Source organism: Brevirhabdus sp., from assembly GCF_052826345.1.
Map to the genome: position 1 here is coordinate 1 of NZ_JBRBUA010000096.1, position 10333 is coordinate 10333.

A 10333-nucleotide genomic window follows, 5' to 3' on the forward strand; every position below is an offset into this window, starting at 1 on the left:
CCCTGACGCTGACCGACAAGGAATATCAGGCGATGCGCAACGGCAGTATCGCCGTTCTGCGCGAGATCGGAGTCGAAACGGGCGGGTCGAACGTGCAATGGGCGATCAACCCGGCGGACGGCCGCATGGTGGTGATCGAGATGAACCCCCGCGTCAGCCGCTCGTCGGCACTGGCGTCCAAGGCCACCGGCTTTCCCATCGCCAAGATCGCCGCCAAGCTGGCGGTGGGTTACACGCTCGACGAGCTCGACAACGACATCACCAAGGTCACGCCCGCCAGCTTCGAGCCGACGATCGACTACGTCGTCACCAAGATCCCGCGCTTCGCCTTCGAGAAATTCCCCGGCTCGGAGCCGCATCTGACCACCGCGATGAAATCGGTGGGCGAGGCGATGGCGATCGGCCGCACCTTCCACGAATCGATGCAGAAGGCGCTGGCGTCGATGGAAACCGGCCTGTCCGGCTTCGACGAGATCGAGATCCCGGGCGCCCCCGACAAGGCCGCCGTGGTCAAGGCGCTCAGCCGCCAGACCCCCGACCGCATCCGCATCATTGCCCAGGCGATGCGCGAAGGGTTGAGCGACGAAGAGATCCAGGCCAGCACCGCCTTCGATCCGTGGTTCCTGGCCCGCATCCGCGAAATCGTGGAGACCGAGCAGGACATCCGCCGCGACGGGCTGCCGGTCACCGAGGACGGGTTGCGCCGCCTCAAGATGATGGGCTTCACCGATGCGCGGCTGGCAAAGCTCACCGGGCGGGACGAGCAGAACGTGCGCCGCGCGCGCCAGAACCTGGGCGTGACCGCGGTTTTCAAGCGCATCGACACCTGCGCCGCCGAGTTCGAGGCGCAGACGCCCTACATGTATTCCACCTACGAGGCGCCCGTGATGGGCGAGGTCGAGGACGAGGCGCGCCCCTCGGACCGCAAGAAGGTGGTGATCCTGGGCGGCGGGCCGAACCGCATCGGCCAGGGGATCGAATTCGACTATTGCTGCTGCCACGCCTGTTTCGCCCTGACCGGCGCGGGCTACGAGACCATCATGGTCAACTGCAACCCCGAGACGGTCAGCACCGATTACGACACCTCCGATCGCCTCTACTTCGAGCCGCTGACCTTCGAGCATGTGATGGAGATCCTGCGCGTGGAACAGCAGCGCGGCACGCTGCACGGGGTGATCGTGCAGTTCGGCGGCCAGACGCCGCTCAAGCTCGCCCGCGCGCTGGAGGCCGAGGGCATTCCGATCCTGGGCACCACCCCCGACGCCATCGACCTGGCCGAGGACCGCGAGCGGTTCCAGGACCTGGTCAACCGGCTGGGGTTGAAACAGCCGCGCAACGGCATCGCCCATTCCGACGCCGAGGCGCTGGAGATCGCCGCCGACATCGGCTTTCCGCTGGTCATCCGCCCCTCCTACGTGCTGGGCGGCCGCGCGATGGAGATCGTGCGCGACATGGACGGGCTGAAACGCTACATCCGCGACGCGGTCGTCGTCTCGGGCGACAGCCCGGTGCTGCTCGACAGCTACCTCTCGGGCGCGACCGAAATCGACGTCGACGCGCTTTGCGACGGCAGCCGGGTGCATGTGGCGGGCATCATGCAGCACATCGAGGAGGCAGGCGTGCATTCCGGCGACAGCGCCTGCTCGCTGCCGCCCTACTCGCTGCCGCAGGACATCATCGAGGCGCTGCACCGCCAGACCGAGGCGCTGGCGCTGGAACTGGGCGTCGTCGGGCTGATGAACGTGCAATTCGCGGTCAAGGCCAACGAGGCCGGCGAGAATGAAATCTACCTCATCGAGGTCAATCCACGCGCCAGCCGCACCGTGCCCTTCGTCGCCAAGGCGGTGAAAAGCCCCATCGCCTCCATCGCCGCGCGGGTGATGGCAGGCGAGACGCTGGACGCCTTCGACCTGGTCGCCCCCGACATCGGCCGTTTCGCCGTGAAGGAGGCCGTGCTGCCCTTCGCGCGCTTCCCCGGCGTCGATACGCTGCTGGGGCCGGAAATGCGGTCCACCGGCGAAGTCATGGGATCGGACGCGAGCTTCCACCGCGCCTTCCTCAAGGCGCAGCTGGGCGCGGGCGTGGTCTTGCCGCGCGCGGGGCGCGTCTTCGTCTCGATCAAGGACGCCGACAAGACGCCGATGATGGTCGAGGCCGCGCGGGTGCTGCACGATCTGGGCTTCACGCTGATCGCCACGGCCGGCACCGCCGCCTTTCTGCGCGACGCCGGGCTGAACCCCGATCTGGTCAACAAGGTCTATGAGGGCCGTCCGCATATCGTGGACTTGCTCAAGGACAAGGGCATCGACCTGGTGATGAACACCACCGAGGGCGCGCAGGCGGTCGAGGACAGCCGCGAGATGCGCTCGGTCGCGCTCTACGGCAAGGTGCCCTATTTCACCACCGCCGCCGCCTGCCACGCCGTCGCGCTGGCCATGCGCGCCGCGCGCGAGGGCGAAATGGATGTGATGCCGCTTCAGGCCTGACGCGCGCGGTTCGCCGCACCGCTACGGGAACGATGCCTCCGGCGGGAGTATTTGGACCAAAGAGAAGCCGCGGCTCATGCGCTTCTTCTTGGGCCAAATACTCTCGCCGAAGGCAAGGAAATCACTTCGGCAGGCTCACTCGTCGAGCGCGCCGTGGATCGCGAACTGTTCGAGCGCGGCCGCATCGGGCTGCACGAAGCGATAGCCCTCGCGCACCCCCGATTCCGTGAGCTCCCGCGCGATGGTCAGCAGGGTGTTGGGATCGTGGTCTTCGCACAGCTCGACCATATGGGCGATTTCCTCATGAGCGACGGCAAGGGCCTCCTGCCGCGAGGGGGCGCCATAGACATCCATGAAATGGCCCGTCAGCGCTTCGGTCAGCGCGTCGCGCTCGGCCGCCTCGATCGGGGTGACGGCGACGAAGGTGACGCGGCCGAAGGTCTCCAGCCCCAGCCAGCCGTTGGCAAAGGCCTGCCGCGCCTTGCCTGTCAGATCCGCCTCGGACCAGTTCGAGAACTCGAAGCCGCCCGCGATGCACCATTCTCCGGTGCGCGCGGGGCTGTGGAAGACGCGGCGGTCGCTGTCGTCGAAATGGATGGCTCGGGCCAGCTTCATAGCGCGTCGTCCTTGATCAGCAGGGCGCTCAGCGGCAGCGCCCGGGTGGTGGTTTCGCCTTTCAGCAGCATCGCGAAATCCTCATCGACGCCGCTAAAGGTTCCCGCGACCTGTTCCGCCGCATCGCCCTGCCCCAGCGCGAGGAGCACGGGCTTGCCCAGATCCGCCAGCAACCCGGTGTATTCACGGTGCAACTGCGCGGCCCCGTCCTCGGCCCAGCGGTTCAGCCAGACCAGACAGTGACGCGCCCAGGCTTCCAGCAGGCGAACGGGATGGATTTCGGAGCAACCTTCATCGTAGAGCGAGGTCCGCTCGGGCGTGGCCCCCGGCGCATCGTCGTTCTGCGGGATCAGATCAAGCGACATCCCCACCACCAGCCAATCCGGGACATCGGCCGGGTCTGCGGTCGAGGCCGCCGCGCGCAATCCGCCGCAGCGTGCCCCGTTCAGCAGGATATCGCCCTGCCACCGCAGCTGCACCGCCACCTCCGGCGGTCCCATCGCGCCCAGGGCATTCTGGATCCCCACCCCGCAGATCGGCAGGGCCGTCAGCGCCTGTTCCAGCGCCACCTCGGGGGCAAAGACGATGGCGGCGCGGATCGCATCGGCGGTGATGTTATGGGCCACCAGCCCCGCGTCGCAGCCCGCGCGCGCGCGCGCCACCGCTTCGGCAAAGGGGTCCTGCGCGCCCGTCAGGGGCAGGCTGCTCAGCAGTGGCGGAAATTCCGCCACCGCGTCCTGTTGTTCGGGCGTCATGCCTGGCCGGTCTCGACCAGCTTGCGCGCCACATCGCGGAACGCCTGCGCCTGGGCGCTGTCGGGGCGCGAGGCCACGATCGGCGCGCCGCCGTCGGCGGCCACGCGGATATCCAGGTGCAGCGGGATCTCCGCCAGCAGCGGCACACCGATCTTGGCGGCTTCGGCCGCGACGCCGCCGTGGCCGAAGATATGTTCCTCATGCCCGCAGTTGGAACAGATATGCGTCGACATGTTCTCGATCAGCCCGATCACCGGCACCTTCATCTTTTCAAACATGTTCAGCCCCTTGCGCGCATCCAGCAGGGCCACGTCCTGCGGGGTGGACACCACGATGGCGCCCGAGACCTCGGCCTTTTGCGCCAGCGTCATCTGCACGTCGCCAGTGCCCGGCGGCAGATCCACGATCAGCACGTCAAGCGCGCCCCATTGCACCTGCATCATCATCTGCTGCAGCGCGCCCATCAGCATCGGGCCGCGCCAGACGACGGCCTCGTCCTCGCGCGTCATCAGGCCGATGGACATCATCGTCACACCGTGGTTGCGCAGCGGCAGGATGGTCTTGCCGTCGGGGCTGGCGGGCCGGCCTGACACGCCCAGCATCCGGGGCTGCGACGGCCCGTAGACATCGGCATCCAGCAGCCCCACGCGCCGCCCCTCGGCGGCCAGCGCCACGGCCAGGTTGGCGGCGACGGTGGATTTGCCCACCCCCCCCTTGCCCGAGGCGATGGCGATGATCCGATCGACGCCCGGGATCTTTTGCGGCCCCGCCGGCGCGGCGCGCTTGGCGCCCTTCAGGTCGGGCGGCGGCTTGGGCGCGGAATGGGCCGTCATCACGACCGAGACCGATTGCACCCCCGCCAGGGCCTTCACCGCGTCTTCGGCGTCGGATTTGGCCTGTTCCATCACCGTGGCACGCGCCGGGTCGATTTCCAGCACGAAGCGCACGGCGCCGTCCTGCACCGTCAGCGCGCGCACCATGCCGGTGGACGGCAGGTCATTGCCCGACACGGGGTCCTTCACGCCTTTCAGCGCGTCCAGCACATCCTCGCGGGTCAGGCTCATTCGTCGCGACCTGCGATGCGGCCCTCGACCACATGCTCCAGGTCAAGCTCGTCGATCTTGAGGACCATGCGCGCGTTGTACATCCGGCCCGCGGTCTTCTCGACGCCCGCGTCGCGCATCGCCTCGTCGATGGCCTGCTGCGACGTCACGCCCACCTGCTTGAGGTACTTGCGCATGCTCATGTTGAAATCGTCGCTCATTGCTACGTCCTTTCCTTGCTTGCAGCGGGACGGCGCCCGCCGGTCTTCTCGGTTCGGGCACCGGCCCTTCAATGGTCCTTGCGGTCCGAATAATAATCATCCGTGGTGCGCACGCGGGGCCGGGCACCGCCCGAAAACGGGTTGTTCTCGGAATGATACTGCGCATTGACCCGGCAGTCATCGCACATGCGGATCATCCGTGCCGCCTTGTCGTCGGCGAACATGTCGTGCTTGCCGGCCAGCTTTTCCACGATCTTCTCGATGGTGGATTTCACGCCGAAGGTCTTGCCGCACTCGATGCAGTCGTAGGGCTCCTCTTCGTTGACGACACGCTGGCGGTAGGCGTCATCGGACAGATCCATGCGCGGCAGCAGGGTGATCGCGTTTTCGGGGCAGACATTGGCGCAGATGCCGCATTGCAGGCAGGCGTCCTCCTGGAAGCGCAGCTGCGGGCGATCCGGGTTGTCGCCCAGCGCCCCCGACGGGCAGAGCGACACGCAGGCCAGGCACAGCGTGCAGGCATCCTGATCCACCAGCGCGGCCCCGTAGGGCGCGCCCTGCGGCAGCGGCAGCGGCGCGTCCAGCCCGGAGGCCAGCGCCTTGGCGGCGTGGCGCGCGATCTGCCTGCGCGCGCCCATCGACAGCACGGGCTCCGTGGCCGGGACCGAGGGCGCGGCGTCATAGAGGGCCTCGCTCAGCGCATCGGGATCGGCGGGGTCCAGCAGCCGCAGCCGCCCCTGCCCGCCCAGCGCCTCGGCCAGCGCAAGTTCACGCGCCAGCACATCGGCCTCGCTGCGCGGGGACAGCAGCAGATCGACACTGGTGAAACCGCCGGTCAGCGCGGCCAGCATTTCCGCGTGGCCAAAGGCCGACAGCGCCGGAATTTCCAGCGGAATCACATCGGCGGGCAGGCCCCGGCCATAGCGTGCACCGAGGGAGATCATCTGGCTGCCGTGGTCGGTATCGCAGACCAGCAGCCGCGGCGCGCTGCCACCCGCGCGCCGGTACGCGGAAGCCAGCGTCTCGATCCGGCGAAACACCGCGGCGACCGGCGGATCGTCATAGCTGATCGCCCCCGAGGGACACAGCGCCGAACACGCCCCGCAGCCCGCACAGATCATCGGATCGACGGCGACATGATCGCCCGCCGATGTAATCGCGCCGGTGGGGCAGTTGTCCAGGCAATTGCTGCACCCGGGCTGGCGCGCGCGCGAATGGGCGCAGAGCGATTCCTCCAGCCGCACATAAAGCGGCTTTTCGAAGGTCCCGACGGTTTGCGCGGCCTCGAACACGGCAGCGGCCACGGCGTTGGGATCGCCCGGATCGGGGCGGAAATAACCCTCGCGCTTGTGATGGGCCGGAAAGAGCGGCGTGCCGCCGGTCAAGTCGAGGATCAGATCGCATTCGGTCTGCCCGCCATCGCGGGGGGCGCCCAGGCTCAGATCGCCCCGCCCGCCCGGTTCAAGCTGGCGCAACCCGTCCAGATGCACGCGAAAGCCGCCCAACGCGCCCTCGACGCGGCGCAGGCGGCCGCCGATCACCTCAAAGCTGCGCTCGAGCGGCAGCTCATCCCCCTCGTCCAGCAGGACCGTCACGTTCAGCGCATCCGACAGCCGCTCGGCCGCGGGCAATGTCCGTTCGGCCGGACCCAGGATCAGACACAGACCCTCGGACATCACGTCGACCGAGCGGCCCGTGGTGGCGGGCAGCAGCGCATCGGCCAGCAGTGCGGCCATCTTCGGCCCGGCTTCCGCGCCCTCGTCGGACCAGCCCGCGCGGTCGCGGATATCGACGAAGGCGGGCTGCTCCACGCCCAGCTCCTCGGCCAGATCCTCGAAGACCCGGCGTTCCTGCTGACAGGCGATGATCGTGTCGCCATCGGCCATCAGCTCCGCCGCGCGGCCTGCCTGACGGGTGCAGAGCGCGGTGTGGATGCGCGAGCATGTAGTGCCGCCGACCCCGTCGAAAGCCGCGGCGTCGATCTGCTGGCTGCCCAGACAGTCGCATAATATCAATGTCTTGGCCATTCCCACCTCTTCTCGGTCGCCCAGGGCTGATCCATTGCGGATCTCGTGCGATGTCCCCGTGCTGCCGGGGCGCGTTCGCTTGGTGTTCCGGGGGTTGTAGACACGATTGGGCCGCGTGGTAAAGTCAAATCCGGGTGTTGCCCCGGCAGCCCGCCGCAATGGCCAAATGCGTCAATCGTGATCGGATTTCGGACATGAACGTCATTTTTGCAATTGATCGCGCGGCGCATTGGTTACAATATCAGACCAATCGCAACCGCAATTCTGCAAAGTCAGCTTTGCGCCGAACCGAGTGGATCGCGCATTTAATGGACACTGCCCCGCAGCACGGCCCCAAGACGATCCGTCTTGGCATCGTGATCAGGAAAACACCCGGCGTCACACGCTGGGCGTCCTGGTGCTGGACAGCCGTTGCCGTGTTGCCCGGGGCCGGCCCTGCCGACTGGCGCGAGTTGCGCCGCGAAGGCGATGTGGTCGAGTACCATGTCGCCACCGTCCCGCTGGAGCTGTGGCGCGGCGACACCGAGGCCTATCTGCACAACCTTACAACGCGGGAGCCCTCGATATACGTGGTAATGCGTCGCACCTCGGACGCGGCGCGGCCGCTCGCGGTCCTGCTGGCCACCGCCGCCCCCTATGAAGGGCAGGATTACCAGGACAGCGGCGACGAACTGGTCGAGCGCGTGCCGATGCCCGAGGGGCTGGCGGCCGTGGTGGCCGATTTCGTGCGCGACCACCACGAGCAGGACGATTTCGTCAAGCGCCGCCGCGACCGTCACCGCGTGGATGGCAAGGTGGACGGCAAGGGCGATGCCCGCATCCGCCAGGCCGCCGACGTCTATCGCGCCCCCCTCCCCGCGCGGGAGCGGATGCAATGACCCGCGGGTCCGGGAACGCCGACTTCTGGGCGCGTCGGCGCGCTGCCGTCGCCGCCGAGGCGGAGGCCGAGGAGCGCGAGGCGCAGGAACTGCGCGAGCGGGCCGAGCGCGCCGCGCAGGAGGAAAAGACCGACGAGCAACTGCTTGAGGAGCTCGACCTGCCCGACCCCGACACGCTGGTGTCCGGCGATGATTTCGCCGCCTTCATGAAGCGCGCCGTCCCCGAACGACTGCGGCGCCGCGCGCTGCGGCGGCTGTGGGTGTCGGACCCGGTGCTCGCCAATCTCGACAATCTGGTCGATTACAACGACGATTATACCGCCGCGGCGCATGTGAACGACGTCGTGCAGACCAGCTACAAGGTCGGTCAGGGCATGCAGTTTTACCTCGATCGCAAGCGCGAGGAGGCCGAAAGGGCCGCCGGGGCCGCGCTGACAGAAGACGGGTCGGAAAACGGGCCGGAAAACGGGCGCGAAAATACGCTGGATGATGCGCCGGTTGACGCGTCGGCCGCCCTGTCCCCGGACGCGGAGTCGGACTTGGGCGCGACGGCGGATACCGATGCCGGAACCGACCCGGCGTCGGCGGCCCGGGACGACCGGGGCGACGACGACCGGGGCGACGGTGATCGGGCCAGCGATCGAGACAGTGGCACCGGGGCTACGCACGACGAGGAAGACACCTCCGCCGCGCCGAGGCTCGCCAGTGGCACGCAGCGGCGCCGGATGCGCTTTGCCTTTGACGGGGAGGAGCATTGATGACATCGCACACCCCCCGTTACATCACGGATCTTTCCGTGCCCTCCCCAACAGCAAAGGCCGCGCGATGACCAGCACCGCCACACCGGACATGATGACCGATATTCCCGAGGAAGACGGCCTGCGCGCCGATCTTTACGATTTCCTGTCGGTGATGCTGGCCGCGCCGCCGGACGGCGGCTTGCTGAAACGCGCCGCCGCGCTCAAGGGCGACCAGAGCGAACTCGGCAGCGCCATCCAATCGCTGGGCCGCGTCGCGGCCGCCACCACCCCGCAGGCCGCCGAACGCGAATTCAATGCGCTGTTCATCGGCCTGGGCCGCGGCGAGCTGCTGCCCTATGCCAGCTTTTATCTGACCGGCTTTCTGAACGAAAAGCCGCTGGCGGTGCTGCGCGGCGACATGGCGCGCCTGCGCATCAGCCGCGCGCCCAATGTGTTCGAGCCGGAAGACAACATCGCCAGCCTGATGGAAATGATGGCGGGGCTGATCCGCGGGCGCTTCAACGGCCCGCAGGATCTGACCACCCAGAAGGATTTCTGGTCGCGCCACATCGGCCCCTGGGCCGCGCATTTCTTCACCGATCTGGAAGGGGCCAAGAACTCGGTCCTTTACGCGTCGGTGGGCGCGGCCGGACGGGTGTTCATGGAAATCGAACGCGAAGCGTTCAGGATGACGGTCGACTGATGTATACAATCGACAAATCACCCGCTACGAACGGGAAACGTCTCAAAGGGGAGGACGACAAGATGACCAAGCAAACCGAAGGCAAGGCCGCAAGCCGACGAAATTTCCTGAAGATGGCGACAGTCACGGCCCCCGCCGCTGCCGCCGCCGTGGTTGCCTCGGGCACCGACGCGCAGGCCGCGGCGCCGCGCGACGAAGGCGGGACCGGCCTGCGCGACACGCAGCACACGCGCAGCTATTACGACACCGCACGCTTCTAACCCGAACCATACCCTGCGGTCCGCTCGCCCCTGAGGGCGAAGATCACGACAGGACAACCTGTGGCGGCCGGTCGGGACCGGCGCCAGCGAGGGAGACATCCAATGCTCAGGAAAAAGACGAACGGGGTGGCACGACGCGCCCAGAGAACCACGCCCCTGTCCGAGGGGACCGGCAAGTCGGTCGACCGGCGCGCGTTTCTGCGCGGCTCGGGCCTGGCGATCGGCGGTCTGGCCGCGCTCGGCGCGACGGGCGGCACGGTCACCCAGGCCTCGGCCCAGCAGGCCGTCGGCAACGCCATGCAGTCGATCAAATCGGTCTGCACCCACTGCTCCGTCGGCTGCACGGTCATCGCCGAGGTCGACAAGGGCGTGTGGGTCGGCCAGGAACCCGGCTGGGACAGCCCGTTCAACCTGGGCGCGCATTGCGCCAAGGGCGCCTCGGTGCGCGAGCACGCGCATGGCGAACGCCGCCTGAAATACCCGATGAAAAAGGAAGGCGGTCAGTGGAAGCGGATCAGCTGGGATCAGGCGATCAACGAGATCGGCGACCAGATGACCGAGATCCGCGACACCTCGGGGCCCGACAGCGTCTACTGGCTGGGCTC

At 67.8% G+C, this 10333-nt stretch carries 11 protein-coding genes; 6 read left to right on the forward strand and 5 right to left on the reverse strand.

Annotation, left to right across the window (positions count from 1 at the left end; translation table 11 throughout):
- A partial coding sequence (carB, locus tag ACU0BR_RS11630) for a carbamoyl-phosphate synthase large subunit (protein ID WP_446156999.1) occupies positions 1-2486 on the forward strand: 2486 nt, incomplete at its 5' end.
- A gap of 135 nt (positions 2487-2621) precedes the next feature.
- Here carB and ACU0BR_RS11635 read toward each other — a convergent pair.
- The 5 genes from ACU0BR_RS11635 to ACU0BR_RS11655 form a co-directional block, all read right to left on the reverse strand.
- Positions 2622-3101, reverse strand: coding sequence for a DUF6505 family protein (locus ACU0BR_RS11635; RefSeq protein ID WP_446157000.1), 480 nt, complete (start codon positions 3099-3101; stop codon positions 2622-2624).
- Positions 3098-3856: a DUF4444 domain-containing protein gene (locus ACU0BR_RS11640; protein WP_446157001.1), complete on the reverse strand. Its 759-nt coding sequence runs from the start codon at positions 3854-3856 to the stop codon at positions 3098-3100. The genes ACU0BR_RS11635 and ACU0BR_RS11640 overlap by 4 nt, the downstream gene beginning before the upstream one ends.
- Complete coding sequence (gene apbC / locus ACU0BR_RS11645) at positions 3853-4920, reverse strand: iron-sulfur cluster carrier protein ApbC (protein WP_446157002.1); 1068 nt, start codon at positions 4918-4920, stop codon at positions 3853-3855. The genes ACU0BR_RS11640 and apbC overlap by 4 nt, the downstream gene beginning before the upstream one ends.
- The gene (locus ACU0BR_RS11650) at positions 4917-5120 is read right to left on the reverse strand and encodes a DUF6494 family protein (RefSeq protein WP_446157003.1); all 204 of its coding nucleotides are present in this window, start codon (positions 5118-5120) and stop codon (positions 4917-4919) included. The genes apbC and ACU0BR_RS11650 overlap by 4 nt, the downstream gene beginning before the upstream one ends.
- Positions 5121-5188: 68 nt before the next feature.
- On the reverse strand, positions 5189-7147 hold the full coding sequence (locus ACU0BR_RS11655; protein ID WP_446157004.1) for a 4Fe-4S binding protein: 1959 nt from the start codon (positions 7145-7147) through the stop codon (positions 5189-5191).
- 308 nt (positions 7148-7455) lie between these two features.
- On the opposite strand from ACU0BR_RS11655, the gene ACU0BR_RS11660 reads away from it, so the two are divergent.
- The 5 genes from ACU0BR_RS11660 to ACU0BR_RS11680 all read left to right on the forward strand — a co-directional run.
- Entirely contained in the window at positions 7456-8025 is a 570-nt protein-coding gene (locus ACU0BR_RS11660; protein WP_446157005.1) for a DUF3305 domain-containing protein, read from the forward strand.
- A complete protein-coding gene (locus ACU0BR_RS11665) occupies positions 8022-8783 on the forward strand; it encodes a DUF3306 domain-containing protein (RefSeq protein ID WP_446157006.1) in 762 nt (253 codons plus the stop codon). Before ACU0BR_RS11660 ends, ACU0BR_RS11665 begins: the two co-directional genes overlap by 4 nt.
- A gap of 67 nt (positions 8784-8850) precedes the next feature.
- Complete coding sequence (locus ACU0BR_RS11670) at positions 8851-9468, forward strand: TorD/DmsD family molecular chaperone (protein WP_446157007.1); 618 nt, start codon at positions 8851-8853, stop codon at positions 9466-9468.
- Positions 9469-9530: 62 nt separating this feature from the next.
- Positions 9531-9728: a twin-arginine translocation pathway signal protein gene (locus ACU0BR_RS11675; protein ID WP_446157008.1), complete on the forward strand. Its 198-nt coding sequence runs from the start codon at positions 9531-9533 to the stop codon at positions 9726-9728.
- A gap of 102 nt (positions 9729-9830) precedes the next feature.
- The coding region (locus ACU0BR_RS11680; protein WP_446157009.1) for a molybdopterin-dependent oxidoreductase at positions 9831-10333 on the forward strand (503 nt) is incomplete at its 3' end.

Excerpts from the sequence above, each read along its gene's own strand:
- ACU0BR_RS11655 (WP_446157004.1), bottom strand. The coding sequence starts at position 7,147 with ATGGCCAAGACATTGATATTATGCGACTGTCTGGGCAGCCAGCAGATC.
- ACU0BR_RS11635 (WP_446157000.1), bottom strand. The coding sequence starts at position 3,101 with ATGAAGCTGGCCCGAGCCATCCATTTCGACGACAGCGACCGCCGCGTC.
- ACU0BR_RS11650 (WP_446157003.1), bottom strand. The coding sequence starts at position 5,120 with ATGAGCGACGATTTCAACATGAGCATGCGCAAGTACCTCAAGCAGGTG.
- ACU0BR_RS11660 (WP_446157005.1), top strand. The coding sequence starts at position 7,456 with ATGGACACTGCCCCGCAGCACGGCCCCAAGACGATCCGTCTTGGCATC.
- ACU0BR_RS11640 (WP_446157001.1), bottom strand. The coding sequence starts at position 3,856 with ATGACGCCCGAACAACAGGACGCGGTGGCGGAATTTCCGCCACTGCTG.
- ACU0BR_RS11675 (WP_446157008.1), top strand. The coding sequence starts at position 9,531 with ATGACCAAGCAAACCGAAGGCAAGGCCGCAAGCCGACGAAATTTCCTG.
- ACU0BR_RS11670 (WP_446157007.1), top strand. The coding sequence starts at position 8,851 with ATGACCAGCACCGCCACACCGGACATGATGACCGATATTCCCGAGGAA.
- apbC (WP_446157002.1), bottom strand. The coding sequence starts at position 4,920 with ATGAGCCTGACCCGCGAGGATGTGCTGGACGCGCTGAAAGGCGTGAAG.
- ACU0BR_RS11665 (WP_446157006.1), top strand. The coding sequence starts at position 8,022 with ATGACCCGCGGGTCCGGGAACGCCGACTTCTGGGCGCGTCGGCGCGCT.